The following is a 17,178-nucleotide window of genomic DNA, read 5'->3' as shown; positions in this document are numbered from 1 at the left end:
TTATTTCAATCTACCCCTCGTCCTGCCGCGCGCGCCGCGCGCCCCGGGCGCGCGCCCGCCGGGGCGCGGGCGGGCGCCCCCCCGCCCCCCCCGCCCCCCCCCCCCCACTGCTGTTCAGGTGTCGGCGCGTGCCGTCGCATCGGTCAGACGGACACGGGAGTACCGAGCATCCCGGAAGCCTGCCGGAGCGAGCCGGGCATGCCCACGGGCACGGCCTTGGGGAGGGCGCGGCAGGTGAAGCCGAGCCTGGTCATCGCCCGGAGGACTTCGTCGGCGCTGAAGTCGCGGCGGTCCTGGCGGGTGATGACCTGGCCGACCTGCTTGACGGGGTAGTGACGGCGGCCGATGATCACGGACTCACCCATCACCTGCTCGGGCTTGATGCCCTTCATCGACTCCAGCACACCGCTCTTGGTGAGCTCGAAGGGGAAACGGGCGATGACGCAGCGCATGGGGGCCTCACAGAGGGAAGGGGAGAACGGTCCGACGAGGGTGAGGCGGATCAGCGGGAGAGGGCGAGGGCGCCGAGTGCGCCGCCTTGCCCGTCGGCCCCCGGCAGGGCACCGAGACGCCGACGGGAACGCATCGCGTGCTCGGCTTCGGCCATCGTCATCACGGGTGACGTGAACGACCGGTGGTCGCCGAGGATGTCGCGCAGGCGGACGCGGTCCGTGTAGGCGGAGTCGTCACGCACGGCGGTGAGTTCGGTCCGGGTGACCAGGCCGATGCACTGGCCGTCCTGGTCGCAGACGAACAGTCGGCCCGTACGGGCGGCGGCCATGACGGACAGCGCCACCTCGACGCTCATGTCGTCCCAGACCTGCGGTCCGGCCACCTCTCCGGCCTCGGCCGGCGTCCTGTGCGCAGGGCCGGCGTTCGCCGGGCGGGGCTGCGTCTGAACCAGCGTCAAAAGATGCCTCCTGCAGAGATGGGTGAGCTTCCTGATCACTAAGGTTCTAGGCCGCCGCGCCGACGACGGACTGGCGTACGGGCCCGCGCCGGGCTCCCGAGGAGGGGCGGCGCCGGCCCCTGGAGGAGGCGCCGCGCTTGGGGCGTTCGGCCACGGGTGCGGTGATGACGACCGGGATGCCGGACGGAGCCTGGGCACCGGTGATGCGGTTCAGTTCGGCCTCGCCGGAGCGGACCTCGGTGATCTGCGGCCGGATGCCGGCGTCCGACATGAGGCGGGCCATGCCGCGTCGCTGGCCGGGTGTCACGAGGGTGACGACGCTGCCGGACTCGCCGGCGCGGGCGGTACGGCCACCGCGGTGGAGGTAGTCCTTGTGGTCGGTCGGCGGGTCGACGTTGACGACCAGGTCGAGGTTGTCGACGTGAATGCCTCGCGCCGCCACATTGGTCGCCACCAGCACGCTGACGTGCCCCGTCTTGAACTGGGCGAGTGTGCGGGTGCGCTGCGGCTGCGACTTGCCGCCGTGCAGCGCGGCGGCCCGGACCCCGCTGTTGAGAAGGTCCTGGGTCAGCCGGTCGACGGCGTGCTTGGTGTCCAGGAACATGATCACCCGGCCCTCGCGGGCGGCGATCTCGGTCGTGGCGGCGTGCTTGTCGGCGCCGTGGACGTGCAGGACGTGGTGCTCCATCGTCGTGACCGCACCGGCCGACGGGTCGACCGAATGCACGACGGGGTCGGTGAGATAGCGGCGCACCAGCAGGTCGACGTTACGGTCCAGGGTGGCGGAGAACAGCATCCGCTGCCCCTCCGGGCGCACCTGGTCGAGCAGTGCGGTGACCTGCGGCATGAAGCCCATGTCGGCCATCTGGTCGGCCTCGTCCAGCACCGTGATGCCCACCTGGTTCAGACGGCACTCGCCACGGTCGATGAGGTCCTTGAGCCGACCCGGCGTCGCGACGACGACTTCGGCCCCGCCTCGCAGCGCGCCGGCCTGCCTGCCGATCGACATCCCGCCCACCACGGTGGCGAGCCGCAGCCTGACGGAGCGGGCGTACGGGGTGAGCGCGTCGGTCACCTGCTGCGCCAGCTCACGCGTCGGTACGAGGATCAGTCCCAGCGGCTGGCGGGGCTCGGCACGCTGTCCGGCCGTGCGGGCGAGGAGGGCGAGGCCGAAGGCGAGGGTCTTGCCGGAACCGGTGCGCCCGCGGCCCAGGACGTCACGGCCCGCCAGAGTGTTCGGCAAGGTCGCGCCCTGGATCGGGAACGGTGCGCTCACACCCTGCCTGCCGAGTTCGGCCAGCAGTTGCTCGGGCATGTCGAGATCGGCGAAACCTTCAACGGCGGGCAGCGCGGGGGTGATCGTCTCAGGGAGCGCGAACTCACCCTGCACCGTGGCGGGCCGGCGGCCGTAACCGCCGGAACGGACAGGCCCGCCGGAACGGCGCGGTGCCGGCGAGCCGTAGCGGCTGCCGCCCTTCCCGGCGTCGGCGCTACCATTACGGGTGCGGGCAAAGCGGTCGTTCGTACGTGTGCGGTTCATGCGGAACCTTCCTCGATGTGGCACATATCAAGGAATTCCCGCAGCGTTGAGCAGCATGGAGAACCACAAGTATGGACCGACGGCAGAAGCACAATGCAGAAGAAAGCAGATCTGGCCGACGGAAATCCACGCGGGCGCAGGTGCTGAAACAAAAGAAGTGGCAGCGACGCACCATCCGGGCGTCGGCTGCGGTGCGGCTCTTCAGGTTGCGTCCGCATCTCTGAAGGATGAACCGCACGTGGTGAGGCCGGGGATTTCTCCGAGCCGTCCCGCAGGTGAAACCGTTGCGGGAGAACGCGTGCAGCTGGGGCCCGCACCCCAAGGGATGCGGGCCCCAGCTACAGAGTGCTCTTCAGCGTCAGGCCGGAACGATGTTCTCGGCCGTCGGGCCCTTCTGGCCCTGCGCGATGTCGAAGGTCACCTTCTGGCCTTCCAGCAGCTCGCGGAAACCCTGGGCGGCAATGTTCGAGTAGTGGGCGAACACGTCAGCGCCGCCACCGTCCTGCTCGATGAAGCCGAAGCCCTTTTCCGCGTTGAACCACTTCACGGTACCAGCAGCCATGTCATATCTCCTTCGGGGCAGTACATCGGAATCCGCACCGTGCGGACACCGTGTCGCCGCAATGATTACCCCGCCCGGAAAACGACCGGAAATACAAAAGCGCTCTCCTCCGCCGAAGCCGAGTGGGAGCACTTGAAGTTTCGGGAACCAAAACTGCAACTGAGATCACAGTAGCACGCCACCACGGCCCTCGTCGGTCAACCAATTCCACTCCGATCATTGCGACAAAAACTCTCGCCGCATGGTCCGGCAAACTCTCACTTCACAAACACAGTTATTGACTCACTCACAGTGCAGCGTTCCGGAGAAGCCGCAGTCGCCGGCCGCCACCAGGATCGCCCGAGCACGGGGAGGTACGCGGCTGTCCGCAAGATCGAATCCAAGGGGGTCACGTCCCCCGCGATGCCACTCATCCCCGAACTGCGCCAGTACGAGGCCGACGACCTGCCCGCTTACGGCGCGTCGCGGTCCGCGAATCAGCCCGCGACGGTGCAGGGCAGTGCCGAGCTCACACGTAGATCCGACGCGGCTTCTCACCCGCCCGCTCTTGGGCGAACTTGGCGAACCGACGACCTACGCATCACAAGCACCGACGGGTTCATGCCGTCCGCTCACGCGTTGCTCACGCTGACAGCCGCCATGGCACACCCGCTCGCGGAGGATCGCGGACTGCTCCTGGCAGGACTTGATGGAAGTTCCGGAACCTGCGACCTGGAGATCCGTATACCGGCGGCCGGTGAGCTGGTGCCGCTGAGCGGAACAAGCGTCGACAGCTGGTTTCCTGCACACCAATATCTCCTCATCGTCCAGGCGACCTGCGTCGAGGCGGAGTCGTTGCGAGCTTCACGCACGCCTGCAGATCACATGCAAACGGGGGAAACTGATGCCTCGCGTCGCGTTCACAACCTTCGGCATACTCAAGAAGCCATACGGAAACCCAGAGGTTCAGGAATTCGATGACCTGACGCCAGCCACTTTCGAAGAGGCGGAGCGGAGTCCGGGATTCATCGCCCGCGCGAAAGAGGACGAGGCCGAAAGCCACCTCACGAATTTCGAACGCGACTGGGGCGATTGGGGGAAGTTCGACGTCCCCCGCTTCTACACCGGCGGCCGGACCAACGAGACCGACAGCCGCGCCTCGACGCTTTCCCTGTGGCGAGACCTGGAGTCCGTGTCCGCCTTTGCCTACAACGGCCTTCACCACAGGTCCCTTCGCAAGCGCCAGGAGTGGTTCCTCCGACCCGAGTGGCCCACCTACGCCGCCTGGTGGGTCTCCGACGACACGATCCCGACCTGGTCCGAAGCCTGTCGGGCCCTTGAGCACCTGCACGACCACGGATCCACGCCCACCGCGTTCAACTTCCGCAGTCCGTTCTCCCCCGAAGGAACGGCGACGCGACTGCGTGTCACGGGCGGGGCAGGGGAGGGCCACCCGCGATGAGCGACGAGACCTCCGTACTCCTGGTCATCGGAATAGGCAGTCAGAAGGACCGCGACAGCCGTCCCTACCGGGAACACCTGCTGGCCGGTGCCGCACGCGCGTACCCGTTGTGGCTCGTGGAGACCGATGAACTCACCTGGCAGGCACCGTACGCAGCCGGAAGCAGCATTGTTCCCGAACGCACCACCGAGGCGCTCGTCGCGACGTGCCGTGAGGTCGCCGCCCGGCATGACGTCAAAGGGGTCATGTGCCCCGACGAAGGCTTGCTGCTGCCCGCCGCCCACGTGGTGGCCGATCTGGGACTGCCCGGAGCGGCGCTCGATTCGGTGCGCGCCTGCCGGGACAAGAAGCGCGGCCGCCGCCTCATGACGGACGCCGGACTGCTCCAGCCGCGCCACACTTCCGTCAGGTCGGCGGAGGAACTGCACGCTGTCACGGAGAAGTACGGCTTCCCCGTCGTACTGAAGCCCCGGGCGCTCGGCGCGAGTTCGGGCGTCATCAAGGTGGAGGGTCCGGCGCAGGTGGACGACGCGTTCGCCGTCACCACGGCCGCCCACTACCCGGGCATCGAGGAATATCCGGACATCATGGTCGAGGAATTCCTGGAGGGACCGGAGATCAGCATCGACGGTTCCGTCGTGGACGGCGCGTACGAGCCGTACATCGTCGCCCACAAGAGGATCGGCCCGGAGCCGTTCTTCGTGGAGACCGGGCATGTCGTCACCGCGGAAGACCCCGCGCTGTCCGATCCCCAGGTCCTCGACCTGTTGCAGCGCGCCCACAAGGCGCTGGGTTTCCACCACGGAATGACCCATGCCGAGGTCAAGTTCACCGCGCGCGGTCCCGTCGTCATCGAGATCAACGGCCGCCCGGGCGGGGACCTGATCCCCCGGCTCGGCTGGCTGGCCGCCGGCGTCGACCTCGGCTGGATCGCGGCCCATGTGGCATTGGGTGCCTGTCCCCCCAAGGGCACGGCACGGTCGACGGCGCGCCACGAAGGGCCGCATACGGTCGGCATCCGGTTCTGCTGTCCCACCGAGGACTGCACGGTCACCGGCATCGGCCTTCCGCGTCCCGGGGAGTACGACGGCCTGGTCGAGGCCGCGCCACTGGTCGCGGCCGGCGCGGAACTGCGCTGCCCGCCCGCCGACTACGTGTCACGTTTCGCGTATCTCATCGCCACCGGGACCGACCGCGCGGACTGCTCGTCCCGTCTCGACGAGTTGGAGCGGGCCGTGACCCTGCACGGCAGGGCCTTCGAACCGGACGCGTCGACGCCCGGTACCACCCTTCCCATCACGCCGACGGGGGTAATCACGTGATCACGCGCGCCTTCAACAGGGCTGCCATGAACTGGTCCTACGAAATGCACCTGCAGCCCATGCTGTCCGAAGCCGACATCAAGGGACTGCCCTTCGGATCCGTCTTCGGCAGCGTTCCCGCTCGCAGTGTCTCCAAGCGCCACGCGCACCACGACGGCGAGATGTTCATCGCTCTGTCGGGCCGGGCCCTCGTCGTCCTGGGCGAGGAGGAACGCGAACTCGGTCCCGGAGAGGTCGTCTACCTCTCCCCGTTCACGTTCCACGAGATCCGCAACGAGTCCGACGAGCCGTTCGACATCGTCTCCGTCTACTGGGACGACATCCCCTCCGCCGTCGAGGCCCTGGACCGGATCCCTCCCCGCAGCCTCCTCCCGGAGCGCGCCCTGGTCGCCTGCACTCCGCCCACCCCCAACGGCGGGCTCCATCTGGGCCATCTGGCCGGCCCGTACATCCGCGCCGACATGCTGGTACGCGGGCTGCGCAGCATGGGCCGGGACGCCCGCCACGTCACCGGCACCGACGACCACCAGTCGTACGTCGACGTGGCCGCGCGGATCGGCTCCACCACCCCGGCCGAAGTGGCCACGACCGAGGGCGACTCCATCGTCGCGACGTGGCAGGCGGCCGAGGTCGGATGCGACCGGCTCACCAGGCCGATCGCCACCCGGGAACACGCGGAACGCATCGGGCAGTTGTTCTCCCGGGTGATCGCCTCCCCCGCCGTGCGCGAGGAGGCACACGAAACCGCCTACTGCTCCGGCTGCGATGTGTCCCTGCATCAGGCGTTCGCCCGTGGGCGGTGCCCGCACTGCGCGGCCACCTGCGACGGGGAGATCTGCGAGGCGTGCGGCCGGCCCAACGAGGCACGCGAGCTGGCCGACCTGACCTGCCGGCTCTGCGGCACCCCGGCGACCACACGGTCCGAGCGCGCCCTGTGGCTGGACATGCAGGCGTACGCGGACGAACTCCGCGCCTACATGGCACGCATCCACGCCGGTCCCGACCTGCGGAGCCTGGTCGAAACCCTTCTGGACGCCCCTGAGGGGCTCCCCCGGTACCGGCTCACCCGCACCACCGACTGGGGCATCGCCTGGGGCGACGGCACCGGACAGGCCATCGACGCATGGGTGGAACTGACCCTGACCTTCCTCGACGCGTCCCTGGCGGAGACCGAAACGGTCGGCCCCGCCGAAGCCACCTTCTTCCTCGGCTTCGACAACAGCTTCTACTACGCCGTGCTCATGCCCGTGCTGGCCTTCGCCGGTGGCGTGGCCGACCATCTGCCGTCAGGCTTCGTCACCAACAGGTTCCTGCACCTCGGCGGCGAGAAGTTCTCGACCAGCCGCGGCCACGCGGTGTGGGCGGACGACGCCCTGGCGGCCGCCGGTCCCGACGCCGTACGCCTGGCCCTGCTGCGCAACGCTCCCGAGGGTCGGGGGACCGGGATATCGATGGAGGACGCGGACAGGTTCGGGGACGATCCGCTCTACCGCCAAGCCCACGACTGGCTTGCCGGATTCGCCGGCCTGCTGGAGAAGTCCGGCGGCGGCGTCCCCGGGACCGGCGCCTGGACCGCCTCCCACCGCGAGTTCTACCGCTGTCTCAACTCCCTCACCCAGCAACTGGACGGCCTGCTGGTTCCGGAGTCGTTCAGTGCCCGCGGTTACGTCCGCCTGCTCGATTCCTTCATCGGGCGGGTCGCCGAGTTCCGGGCCGGCGAGGAAGCGCTGCGCCAGGTTCTGTCGATGGCCGAGGAGGCCCGGACAGGCATCGCTCTGGAGTACCTGGCCGCGAAGGCGTTCGCGGGCCTGGCATGGCCGGTGATGCCCGATCTGGCCCAGCGGGTCTGGGACTGGCTCGGACTGCCCGGACAACCCCGGCGCGAGGCGCAGTGGTCCTTCCTGCGAGCCGGCACCGAGTGCGCGACCCCCGAGTTCGGGCGCCGTGCCGGTGACCGGGAGAAGTCCGCGTCGGGCGAACGGCCATGACTGGTCCGACGCCGGACGCGCCGACGGCATGCCCTACGGGGGAGTTGCCCCGGAGCACGGGCGTCGTGGTGGTGGGCGCAGGGATCACCGGCGCCTCCATAGGCCACCACCTGGCCCTGCGCGGAATCCCGGTCACCGTGGTGGAGCAGGCGCCGGGGCCGGGAGCCGGAGCGACCGGGCGTTCCGGCGGCATGGTGCGCGGCTACGATCCCGACCCCGCCATCGGTGAACTGGCCCGGCCCAGCCTGGCCGTCTACCGCGATCCCGCCCGCTGGGCGTCGGGGCGAGCTCCCCTGCGCGCGGTCGGCGCGATCACTGTGACCGATCCGGCCGACGAGCCGGCCCTGCGCGGGGCCGCCGACCGGATCAACCGCGCGCCGGACACCTCCGCGTATGTGGTGACCGGCCGCGACGAGATCATGGGCGTCCGCCTCGACGACGGCGCGGCACTCGTCGAGCCCGATGCGGGATGGGTGCCGCCGGTGGAGGTCACCCGGGACTGGCTCGGCCAGGCGGTGACGAACGGCGCCTCGCTGCACTACGGGACCCGGGTGCTGGGTGTCGAGGACCGCGGTGGCCGCCCTGTCGTGCGGACATCTGCCGGAGAGATCCGCGCGGGGGCCGTCGTCGCGGCCACCGGGCTGTGGACGGCCCGGCCGCCACAGGGCCTGCGGCCGAGTTCACCGGTCCGCTCCCGGTCGATCCAGATCAGCATCGTACGGCGCGAGCCGCCCGCCCCGGCGCACGCGACCTTCATCGACCTGCGCACCGGCGTCTACGCCAGGCCCGTGGACGCGAACCACTCGCTCATCGGCATGCCGCACCTCGTCTGGGACAGTCCTTTCGACAGCGCCTCGGACCCCGCCCATGCCAGGGCCACCGCGCAGGCTGTCGGAATCCACCTGCCCTGGGCCGCTGCCGCCGAGCAGGTCAGCGTCGTCCGGGCCGCCGACGGTTACGGCGAGCACTCCGCGATCCTCGCCCGCACCCGGCTGCCCCATGTGTGGTCGGTACGGGGCTGGAACGGCGGTGGAGTCAAGACCGCTCCGGAGGCGGGCCGTCGTATCGCGAACGCCCTCTTGACCCGTGCTTTCACCCACGACGCCTGATGCGCGGGCCGATCCGGTCCCGCTCGGTGCTCCGTCGAGTACTCGTGCCCGCTTCCGTACAAGGGAGAGATGTGAACCACACCCATGACGTCCTGGGCATAGGGTTCGGCCCGGCCAACCTGGCGCTGGCGATCGCGTTGCGGGAAGAAGGCAGCGACCTGGACATCCGCTTCCTGGAGGCCAGGACGGGCCCGTCCTGGCAGAGCGCCATGATGCTGCCGGGGTCCGACATCCAGAACCATCCCCTGCGCGACCTGGTGTCGCTGCGCAACCCACGCAGCCGCTACAGCTTCGTCAACTACCTCTTCGAGAACGACCGGTTGGTCGAACACCTCAACCTCCCCACGGAGTTCCCGCTGCGCAAGGAGTACGCGCAGTACGTCTCCTGGGCGGCCGGCCACTTCGCCGACCTCGTCGGTTACGGCACACCGGTCACCGGGATCGCCGTGGAGAAGGACGACGACGGCAGCCCCTGCTACACCGTCACCACCTCCTCCGGCCGGCGCCACCGGGCGCGCTGCCTGGTCGTCGGCACCGGCCGCACCCCGTACATACCCGAGCCGTTCGACGCACTCGGCTCGCCACGCGTGTTCCACCTGAGCCGCTACCTGCCCGCGCTGCGAAGCCTGCAGGAGCAGGAGAGCAACGGTGCCGGCTGGACACCGCAGGACATCGCCGTCATCGGCGGGAGCCAGAGCGCCGTCGAGCTGACCCTGGATCTCACCCGGCGCTTCCCCGACGCGCGCGTGACCACCTACGTACGTCAGTTCAACCTGCGCCAGAAGGACACCAGCCCGTTCAGCGAGCGGGGTTACTTCCCGGGTTTCACCGACTACTACTACCGGGCTCCGCGCGAGCGGAAGGACGTGCTCGACTCCTACATGCGCCCGACGAACTACTCGTCGGCCGACGGCGACGTGCTGCGCGAGCTGTACACCCTGATGTACGAACAGCGTCTCGACCACGACCAGCGGGTGTTCGTACACGGCAGTCGCCAGGTCCGGCAGGCCGAGGCCGACGAGACCGGTATCCGGCTGCGCATCGAGGAACTGAACACCGGAGCCGTCGAACAGGTCCGCGTCGACGTCGTCGTGCTGGCCACCGGGTTCCGGGATCTGGGCCCGGCGGCGCACCAGGAACGGGTCCCGCACCTCATGCGGGACATCGCGGACCGCTTCGCCTTCGACGACCACGGCCACCTCATGGTGACCCACGACTACGAGGCACGGCCAGGAGCGGTGGACACCCCCCTGCTCTTCCTCAACGGTCTGTGCGAGTCCTCGCACGGCATCGGCGACTCGGGGTCGTTCAGCCTGCTCTCCCTGCGGGCGAAGGCCATCGCCGACGGCTTGCGAAAGCGCCTGCAGCGATGAGCCGCGAGCGCATCGAACACCCGGCGGACACCGGCGCCCGCACGCCGCCGGCGCGGGATCCGCAGCTCCGGCCGGACCGGGCCGGGACGGCCATCGCCGGCGGTGTCGCCAGGGAGGTGCTCGGCGCCGGCATGGTCATCATGCCCGCCGTCGTCGCAGACCTGACAGGCGACGGCAGCCTGCGTGCCTGGACCGTCCACATCCTCCTGGGCGGCACGGTCAGCCTGCTCCTCGCGTTGCTGGTCCACGGCACCACCCGCTCCCTGTCTCTGGCGGCCACCGCCGGGGCGACTCTGGGACCGCGGGCGGCCGGGCTCGTCAACGCCGTGTTCGCGGCCGCGTTCACGGCGGGGCAAGGGGCCATCGCGTGGTTCGCGGCCACCTGCGTACAGGCCGCCGCCAAGGGGACCGTCCAACCGCCCGGGCAGACCGGCCTGTTGATCGCACTCGGCGTCCTCTCCACAGCGCTGGCGCTCGCACTCAGTCCGCTGCGGCTGCCGGCCGCCGTGCTCCGCGCCCGGCCCTGGGCGGCCGGCGCGGTGGCGCTGGGATGCGCGGCCTGCGCATGGCCCGACGCCCCTGGCCCGGACGCACACACGCCGCTCGTCCCGTCCTCGCTCCAGCCCGGCGCGGCCTTCTGGCTCGCGGTGGCAGCGCTGTTCTTCGCCGGAGTGGGGTGGGAAGCGGTCACCTCCGTCGTTCCCGGCGCACCGACCACAGCGAGCCGTACGGCCGCCGGCGTCGGTCTGGGTGTCGCTGTCGTGGCGGCCGTCTACCTGGGGCTCGCAGCAGTACGGAGCGTCGCCGACGGTGCCGGTGTCCCTGAGCCGCCGGCCGCGTGGGTGCGATGGACGCTGGCCGGCGCGGTGCTGGTGGTCCTCACGTCCTACTGCCTCACCAACATCCGCACCGCCGCGCGGATCGCCGCCGAGTTGCGGCCCGACGCGGCGGGTCCCCGTCGGCCGCTGGTGGCGGCCGTCGGAGCCCTGTGCTGCGCCTTCGCCGTGATCGGTGCCCGGGACGGCTCCGTGCCGCTGCTGCTTCTGGGACCGGCGGTGGCCGCGGTGACCGGTTACGCGGCCGGGGCGGTGGCCGCGCTGCGCAGGGGCGGCCCGCTGTTGCGCTGCGGGGCTGTCGTGGTGCTCCTGGCGCTCGCCGCGACAGCCGTCCAGACCACGCGCTCCCTGCTCCCGGGATGACCGATGACCAATCTGGCCCGAAGCTACTTCGCCGGTGTCACCAGGCCCATCGCCATCGTCTCGCTGGGAGTGTTCATCAACCGGCTCGGCGGCTTCTTCGCCCTCTTCCTCACGATCATCATGGCGGACCGCGGGTATTCGCCCCGCGAGATCACTATTGCCCTGGTGACCTGCGCGCTCGCCGGGATGGCAGGCGCGGGACTCTCCGGCTGGCTGGCCGGGCGACTCGGGCTGCGCGGGGCCCTGCTGCTGGTCAGCTCCCTCACCGCGTGCTGCGCGTACGCCGCCGCGATCGTCCGTGGCCTTCCGGCCACCGTCGTGGTCTCGGCGCTGCTCGTCGCCGGGGTGCAGGCCTACGGGCCCCTGGCGCAGACCATCGTCGGTATCGAGGCGGCGCCGGAACGCAAGGTCAGAATGTTCGCCGTCTACCGCCTCGGGTTGAACCTCGGGGCGACAGCGGGTCCACTGATCGGATCGTTCCTGATGGAATGGTCGATGAGCGCGCTCCTCATCGGGAACGGGATCGCCGCGACATCGGCGACCCTGCTGCTGCTCGCCCTTCCGCCGACGACCGCCCACGGGCCCCGGCCGGATCGAACCCACGGCCGTGAGCAGAAGACCCGTAAGCAGCAGACGGAGAGCGGCCGGTCCGCCCCACGTCGACGCATCAGCCGCCGGTACACCGCCTCATGCCTGCTGTTCGGTCTGGTCTCCCTGGTCTACGCCCAGCAGACAGGTGCCTTTGCCCTCGGCATCCACGACTCCGGCCAGGACCCCCATGTCTACGGGTGGCTGCTCGCCATGAACGCGATCGTCGTCGTCGTGTCCGAGGTGCCCACGACCCGGTACTCGGGTCGCTGGCCACGCCGCACAGCCATCGCGGCCGGGGCGGCGTGTGTCTGCGGTGGATACGCACTGAACGCCCTGGGCCTCAGCCTGGCCGTCCTGGTGACCGGTGTCCTCGTGTGGACCGCGGGCGAGATGCTGCTGGAGCCGGTGGCCGCCGCCTACGCAAGTGAGTCCGCTCCCCCTGGCGAGGGCCCGAAATACCAGTCACTGCTCAGCCTCTGCCAGTCGGCGGGAATGTCCGTCGGCCCCGCCGTCGGCGTCTACCTGTACGGCTACGGCCCCACGCTGCCCTGGATGCTGTGCGCCGGCGCCCTGCTGGTCACGGCGCCCGGCCTGTACCACCTGATCCCGCGTGGCGTCACCGCACCGCCCGTCGCCATACCTCCTGCCGGTACCCCGTCCGGCCCGCCGATCGTACTCACATGCCCTATTGAGGAGGAAACATGACGAACGCCGCCGTGGAGTCCGAGGTCCGCACTTACTGTCGCAGTTGGCCGACCACGTTCACTCATGGCCTCGGCAGCCGTCTCCACGACGACGCGGGCCGCTCGTACCTGGACTTCTTCGCCGGTGCCGGAGCCCTGAACTACGGCCACAACCACCCCGTCCTCAAACAGGCGCTGATGTCGTATCTGGATCAGGACGGTGTGATCCACAGCCTGGACATGGCCACCACGGCGAGGGCCGGCTTCCTGGCAGCGTTCGGGCGGCGGATACTCGCCCCGCGCAATCTGGACTACCGGGTTCAGTTCTGTGGGCCGACGGGTACCAACAGCGTCGAAGCCGCACTGAAACTCGCCCGCAAGGTGACCGGACGATCCACGGTGGTCGCGTTCACCGGTGCCTTTCACGGCATGTCCCTGGGTTCCCTGGCGGTCACCGGCAACGCGTCCAAGCGTGCCGGGGCCGGCGTCACGCTCGGCCACACGTATCGCGTTCCCTACGACGGGTTCGGTGACGTCGGCGGATCAGGACTGCTGCTGCTGGAAAGGATGCTGGACGACAGCAGCAGCGGCGTCGACCTGCCCGCCGCGGTGATCGTGGAGACGGTGCAAGGGGAGGGCGGCGTCAACGTGGCCCGGACACAGTGGCTCACCGATCTTGCCGGACTGTGCCGGAGCAGAGGGATCCTTCTGATCGTGGACGATGTGCAGATGGGTTGCGGCCGTACCGGGCCGTTCTTCAGCTTCGAGGCAACCGGTGTCGTACCCGACATCGTGTGCCTGTCGAAGTCGATCAGCGCATATGGACTGCCGATGGCCCTGACACTGTTCCGGCCGGAGCTGGACGTCTGGACTCCTGGTGAGCACAACGGCACCTTCCGCGGCAGCAACCCCGCGTTCGTCACCGCCACGGCGGCACTGGAGGAGTTCTGGCAGGACGGCATCCTGGAGAAGCAGACCGCCGACAGGGCGACTCTGGTGGAGGGACAGCTGCGCACGCTGGCCGACAGATACGCAGGGCAGATCACTGGTTGTCGCGGTCGCGGACTGGTCTGGGGGCTGGAGTTCAAGGATCCGGCCATGGCTCCGCGAGTGAGCGCGCACGCCTTCGCCCGGGGGCTTTTGGTGGAGACCTCGGGCTCCGCGGACCAAGTGGTCAAGCTGCTGCCCCCACTCACGACCACCGAGGACGAACTCGCCGAAGGCCTGGCAATCCTCACCGCGTCCATCACGACATCGCTGCGCACCTGACCGCGTGGACCCGGTCCAGGACACGCCGGAGACCCCACCGAAGCCCTGTCCAGCGCCCATCTCAACGTTCCACACAAAAGGCCAGGTCACGGACGATGTGACCTGGCCTTCGAAGGAGCCCCCTGTCGGATTCGAACCGACGACCTACGCATTACAAGTGCGTTGCTCTGGCCAACTGAGCTAAGGAGGCCTGCGCGTGCGCGAGACGGGTGCGAGGCGTGCGCGATCACGTGCCTGGTGCAGTGTACCCAGGTCCCCGACCCGCCCTGTCGAAAATTTCCGCGAAGTTCACATGCTCTCGGGTACTGACAGACCGGGCAAACGCCAGGTACCGTCCGTACCCAGTTCACTCGTGTGGACTACACCACCACCTTCCTACAACGGATCGTCCGGCACGTTCCTGCCGGTAGAAGGGGGCCTTCACCATGGCCACTGTTTCGTTCGACAAGGCGACCCGGATCTACCCGGGCACCGAGAAGCCCGCCGTCGATGGTCTGGAGATCGAGGTCGGGGACGGCGAGTTCCTCGTCCTCGTCGGTCCGTCCGGCTGTGGCAAGTCCACCTCGCTCCGCATGCTCGCGGGGCTCGAGGACGTCAACGCCGGCGCCATCCGCATCGGTGACCGCGACGTCACGCACCTGCCGCCGAAGGACCGGGACATCGCCATGGTGTTCCAGAACTACGCGCTGTACCCGCACATGACCGTCGCCGACAACATGGGCTTCGCGCTCAAGATCGCCGGCGTCAACAAGGCCGAGATCCGCCAGAAGGTCGAGGACGCGGCGAAGATCCTCGACCTCACCGAGTACCTCGGCCGCAAGCCGAAGGCGCTCTCCGGCGGTCAGCGCCAGCGTGTCGCGATGGGCCGCGCGATCGTCCGCGAGCCCCAGGTCTTCCTCATGGACGAGCCGCTGTCGAACCTCGACGCCAAGCTCCGTGTCTCGACCCGTACGCAGATCGCCTCGCTGCAGCGCCGTCTCGGCATCACCACCGTCTACGTCACCCACGACCAGGTCGAGGCCATGACGATGGGCGACCGGGTGGCCGTGCTCAAGGACGGTCTGCTCCAGCAGGTCGACAGCCCCCGCAACATGTACGACCGCCCCGCGAACCTCTTCGTCGCCGGCTTCATCGGTTCCCCGGCCATGAACCTGGTCGAGGTCCCGATCACCGACGGCGGTGTGAAGTTCGGCAACTCGGTCGTCCCCGTCAACCGCGAGGCGCTCAAGGCCGCCACCGACAAGGGTGACCGTACGGTCACCGTCGGCGTGCGCCCCGAGCACTTCGACATCGAGGAGCACAACGGCGAGGCCGCGAAGTCCCTCACCAAGGACTCCGAGGACGCCCCGGCCGGTCTCGCGGTCTCCGTGAACGTCGTGGAGGAGCTGGGCGCCGACGGCTTCGTCTACGGCAGCGCCAAGGTCGGCGACGACCTGAAGGACCTGGTCGTCCGGGTCAGCGGCCGCTCGGTGCCGGAGAAGGGCTCGACGCTGCACGTGGTGCCGCGTCCGGGCGAGCTGCACGTCTTCTCGACCTCCACGGGCGAGCGCCTCACCGACTGATCACACGGTCATGACAAGGGCCTCGCGGTCATCCGCGGGGCCCTTTCCCGTTTCCGGTCCGCTCCGGTTCACGTCGGCCGACCGATATGACAAATACCCCGGCAGACCCGTCATTTCGAGCAGTGTTCGTCAACGCCCTACCCAATTCGAGGCACCAATCCATCCCCCGAATTGGTGACTAAATGTCGCCAAATCATTACCGGGCGCTACCCTCACACGCGTGAAGCACTCCAATAACCAACAGCCGCGACGCGGCCGGGGCCCCGCCCGCCGGGTCGGCCGCACCCTCGCCCTCGTCCTGCCCGTCATGATGGTGCTCTCCGGGACCCTCGCGGTCACCCGGGTCAACTGGTCGGGCAGCCCCTCCAGTTCGATGCTCACCGCTACGGACGTCACGGCGGCCGGAGCCTCCTCGCGGGCCGCCGCGCGGGCCCCGCAGGACGTCCTGCGCGACCAGCTCATGACCGAGCTCCAGGACAAGAACCCGGGCGTCGTCCTGACCCACCTCCAGGAGGCGGTGAACGGCCACCCGTCGCTCGCCACGCACTGCACCTCCATCGCCCGCGCACTGGGCCGCGCAGCGGTCCGCATCTACGGCGCGGCACGCGCCCAGTCCTACGCCCGCCCCGTGTGCGACACCGCGTTCGCCTCCGGGGTCATGGCCGCGCACAGCTGACCGGAGCCGGCGCCCGGAGTAGGAGGTCGGTAACGGCTGATTAAGGAACGGTTGCAGCCGAAAAACGCGGTGGGGCCGCCACGTACAGTTCGGGTCATGACCGATCCGAACGCCGCGTCGCGCCCCACCCAAGCCGTGATCCTGGCCGGTGGCCAGGGCTCCCGGCTGCGCCCCTACACCGACGACCGGCCCAAGCCGATGGTCGAGATCCCCGGCACGGGGACGCCGATCATCGGCCATCAGCTCGTCTGGCTCGCCGAAGAGGGCGTGACCGACGTCGTCGTCAGCTGCGGGCACCTCGCCGAGGTGCTGCAGGAGTGGCTGAAAACAGCCGATCTCCCCGTCGATGTGACCACGGTCGTCGAGACGGAGCCGCTGGGCCGCGGCGGCGGCCTCAAGTACGCCGCCGCCCATCTGCCCCGGCCCGACAGCCCCTGGTACGCCACCAACGGCGACATCTGGACCCGCTTCTCGCTGCGCGACATGGCGGACTTCCACACCGAGCGCGACGCCGTCGCCACGATCGCGCTGGCCCGGCCGCGGATCCCCTGGGGGGCCGTGCAGACGGACGACTTCGGGCGCGTCACGGACTTCATCGAGTCGCCGCCGACGCAGTACGCGATCAACGCGGGGGTGTACGTCTTCTCGCCCGAGTTCGCGGGGTTGTTGCCGGAGCGGGGGGATCACGAGCGGACGACGTTCCCGCACCTCGCGCGTGAGTTGCGGCTGGCCGGGTTCCCGATTCCGCAGGGGGCGTACTGGCGGGCCATCGACACTGCGAAGGACCTCAGGGAAGCCGCCAAGGAGCTTGCTGCGCTGGGTCGTTGAGACGGAACTGAGGAGGGGGGGGGCGCCCGCGGGGGGGGGGGGGCCGCGCGGGAATACGGGGCGGGGTGGGGGGGCGAAGTATACCCCCCACCGCCCCCCCACCCCACCCCGCGCCCCCCCCACCC

Annotated in this window: 15 protein-coding genes and 1 tRNA gene; 11 read left to right on the top strand and 5 right to left on the bottom strand. The window is 69.5% G+C overall.

Going from position 1 to position 17,178, the window contains the following annotated elements:
* Positions 1-143 precede the first annotated feature (143 nt).
* The 4 genes from ACFXC1_RS18145 to ACFXC1_RS18130 all read right to left on the bottom strand — a co-directional run bounded on the left by ACFXC1_RS18145 (position 144) and on the right by ACFXC1_RS18130 (position 3,012).
* Entirely contained in the window at positions 144-452 is a 309-nt protein-coding gene (locus ACFXC1_RS18145; protein WP_381243813.1) for an SCO5918 family protein, read from the bottom strand.
* Between the two features lie 50 nt (positions 453-502).
* Entirely contained in the window at positions 503-910 is a 408-nt protein-coding gene (locus tag ACFXC1_RS18140) for a CBS domain-containing protein (protein WP_381243811.1), read from the bottom strand.
* A gap of 46 nt (positions 911-956) precedes the next feature.
* Positions 957-2,450 (bottom strand): DEAD/DEAH box helicase, encoded by a 1,494-nt coding sequence (locus ACFXC1_RS18135; protein WP_381243809.1) that lies wholly within the window; start codon positions 2,448-2,450, stop codon positions 957-959.
* A 358-nt stretch (positions 2,451-2,808) separates the two neighbouring features.
* On the bottom strand, positions 2,809-3,012 hold the full coding sequence (locus ACFXC1_RS18130) for a cold-shock protein (RefSeq protein WP_023586116.1): 204 nt from the start codon (positions 3,010-3,012) through the stop codon (positions 2,809-2,811).
* An 883-nt stretch (positions 3,013-3,895) separates the two neighbouring features.
* On the opposite strand from ACFXC1_RS18130, the gene ACFXC1_RS18125 reads away from it, so the two are divergent.
* The 8 genes from ACFXC1_RS18125 (at position 3,896) to ectB (ending at position 13,987) form a co-directional block, all read left to right on the top strand.
* Positions 3,896-4,453 carry a DUF3291 domain-containing protein gene (locus ACFXC1_RS18125; protein WP_381243807.1) on the top strand — a complete coding sequence of 186 codons (558 nt, stop codon included), beginning with the start codon at positions 3,896-3,898 and terminating at the stop codon, positions 4,451-4,453.
* Positions 4,450-5,775 carry an ATP-grasp domain-containing protein gene (locus tag ACFXC1_RS18120; RefSeq protein ID WP_381243805.1) on the top strand — a complete coding sequence of 442 codons (1,326 nt, stop codon included), beginning with the start codon at positions 4,450-4,452 and terminating at the stop codon, positions 5,773-5,775. The genes ACFXC1_RS18125 and ACFXC1_RS18120 overlap by 4 nt, the downstream gene beginning before the upstream one ends.
* Positions 5,772-7,763, top strand: a complete 1,992-nt coding sequence (locus tag ACFXC1_RS18115; RefSeq protein ID WP_381243803.1) for a class I tRNA ligase family protein — start codon at positions 5,772-5,774, stop codon at positions 7,761-7,763. The genes ACFXC1_RS18120 and ACFXC1_RS18115 overlap by 4 nt, the downstream gene beginning before the upstream one ends.
* Positions 7,760-8,872, top strand: coding sequence for an NAD(P)/FAD-dependent oxidoreductase (locus ACFXC1_RS18110; protein ID WP_381243802.1), 1,113 nt, complete (start codon positions 7,760-7,762; stop codon positions 8,870-8,872). The genes ACFXC1_RS18115 and ACFXC1_RS18110 overlap by 4 nt, the downstream gene beginning before the upstream one ends.
* A gap of 71 nt (positions 8,873-8,943) precedes the next feature.
* Positions 8,944-10,245 (top strand): lysine N(6)-hydroxylase/L-ornithine N(5)-oxygenase family protein, encoded by a 1,302-nt coding sequence (locus ACFXC1_RS18105; protein ID WP_381243800.1) that lies wholly within the window; start codon positions 8,944-8,946, stop codon positions 10,243-10,245.
* Positions 10,242-11,444: an amino acid:polyamine antiporter gene (locus ACFXC1_RS18100; RefSeq protein ID WP_381243799.1), complete on the top strand. Its 1,203-nt coding sequence runs from the start codon at positions 10,242-10,244 to the stop codon at positions 11,442-11,444. The genes ACFXC1_RS18105 and ACFXC1_RS18100 overlap by 4 nt, the downstream gene beginning before the upstream one ends.
* 3 nt (positions 11,445-11,447) lie before the next feature.
* Complete coding sequence (locus tag ACFXC1_RS18095) at positions 11,448-12,740, top strand: MFS transporter (protein WP_381243797.1); 1,293 nt, start codon at positions 11,448-11,450, stop codon at positions 12,738-12,740.
* Entirely contained in the window at positions 12,737-13,987 is a 1,251-nt protein-coding gene (gene ectB, locus ACFXC1_RS18090) for a diaminobutyrate--2-oxoglutarate transaminase (protein WP_381243796.1), read from the top strand. Before ACFXC1_RS18095 ends, ectB begins: the two co-directional genes overlap by 4 nt.
* Before the next feature lie 116 nt (positions 13,988-14,103).
* Here the strand turns inward: ectB and ACFXC1_RS18085 are convergent.
* Positions 14,104-14,177: transfer RNA gene (locus ACFXC1_RS18085), tRNA-Thr, on the bottom strand.
* A gap of 235 nt (positions 14,178-14,412) precedes the next feature.
* On the opposite strand from ACFXC1_RS18085, the gene ACFXC1_RS18080 reads away from it, so the two are divergent.
* From ACFXC1_RS18080 to ACFXC1_RS18070, 3 genes are all read left to right on the top strand, one after another.
* Positions 14,413-15,549: an ABC transporter ATP-binding protein gene (locus ACFXC1_RS18080; protein WP_381243795.1), complete on the top strand. Its 1,137-nt coding sequence runs from the start codon at positions 14,413-14,415 to the stop codon at positions 15,547-15,549.
* A gap of 220 nt (positions 15,550-15,769) precedes the next feature.
* Positions 15,770-16,225: a hypothetical protein gene (locus tag ACFXC1_RS18075; RefSeq protein ID WP_026179108.1), complete on the top strand. Its 456-nt coding sequence runs from the start codon at positions 15,770-15,772 to the stop codon at positions 16,223-16,225.
* 96 nt (positions 16,226-16,321) lie between these two features.
* On the top strand, positions 16,322-17,053 hold the full coding sequence (locus tag ACFXC1_RS18070) for a nucleotidyltransferase family protein (RefSeq protein WP_381243793.1): 732 nt from the start codon (positions 16,322-16,324) through the stop codon (positions 17,051-17,053).
* Positions 17,054-17,178: the final 125 nt, after the last annotated feature.

Origin of the sequence: Streptomyces hokutonensis (assembly GCF_042751305.1) — a bacterium.
In the GTDB taxonomy this organism is placed as follows: domain Bacteria; phylum Actinomycetota; class Actinomycetes; order Streptomycetales; family Streptomycetaceae; genus Streptomyces; species Streptomyces hokutonensis_A.
The sequence above is the reverse complement of the archived record's forward strand: the minus strand, read 5'-3'. Positions and strand labels throughout refer to the sequence as shown.

What these genes read in the sequence shown, in the direction of transcription:
- ACFXC1_RS18145 (WP_381243813.1), bottom strand. Translation starts at nt 452, where the DNA reads ATGCGCTGCGTCATCGCCCGTTTCCCCTTCGAGCTCACCAAGAGCGGT.
- ACFXC1_RS18135 (WP_381243809.1), bottom strand. Translation starts at nt 2,450, where the DNA reads ATGAACCGCACACGTACGAACGACCGCTTTGCCCGCACCCGTAATGGT.
- ACFXC1_RS18130 (WP_023586116.1), bottom strand. Translation starts at nt 3,012, where the DNA reads ATGGCTGCTGGTACCGTGAAGTGGTTCAACGCGGAAAAGGGCTTCGGC.
- ACFXC1_RS18125 (WP_381243807.1), top strand. Translation starts at nt 3,896, where the DNA reads ATGCCTCGCGTCGCGTTCACAACCTTCGGCATACTCAAGAAGCCATAC.
- ACFXC1_RS18120 (WP_381243805.1), top strand. Translation starts at nt 4,450, where the DNA reads ATGAGCGACGAGACCTCCGTACTCCTGGTCATCGGAATAGGCAGTCAG.
- ACFXC1_RS18110 (WP_381243802.1), top strand. Translation starts at nt 7,760, where the DNA reads ATGACTGGTCCGACGCCGGACGCGCCGACGGCATGCCCTACGGGGGAG.
- ACFXC1_RS18100 (WP_381243799.1), top strand. Translation starts at nt 10,242, where the DNA reads ATGAGCCGCGAGCGCATCGAACACCCGGCGGACACCGGCGCCCGCACG.
- ACFXC1_RS18095 (WP_381243797.1), top strand. Translation starts at nt 11,448, where the DNA reads ATGACCAATCTGGCCCGAAGCTACTTCGCCGGTGTCACCAGGCCCATC.
- ectB (WP_381243796.1), top strand. Translation starts at nt 12,737, where the DNA reads ATGACGAACGCCGCCGTGGAGTCCGAGGTCCGCACTTACTGTCGCAGT.
- ACFXC1_RS18080 (WP_381243795.1), top strand. Translation starts at nt 14,413, where the DNA reads ATGGCCACTGTTTCGTTCGACAAGGCGACCCGGATCTACCCGGGCACC.
- ACFXC1_RS18070 (WP_381243793.1), top strand. Translation starts at nt 16,322, where the DNA reads ATGACCGATCCGAACGCCGCGTCGCGCCCCACCCAAGCCGTGATCCTG.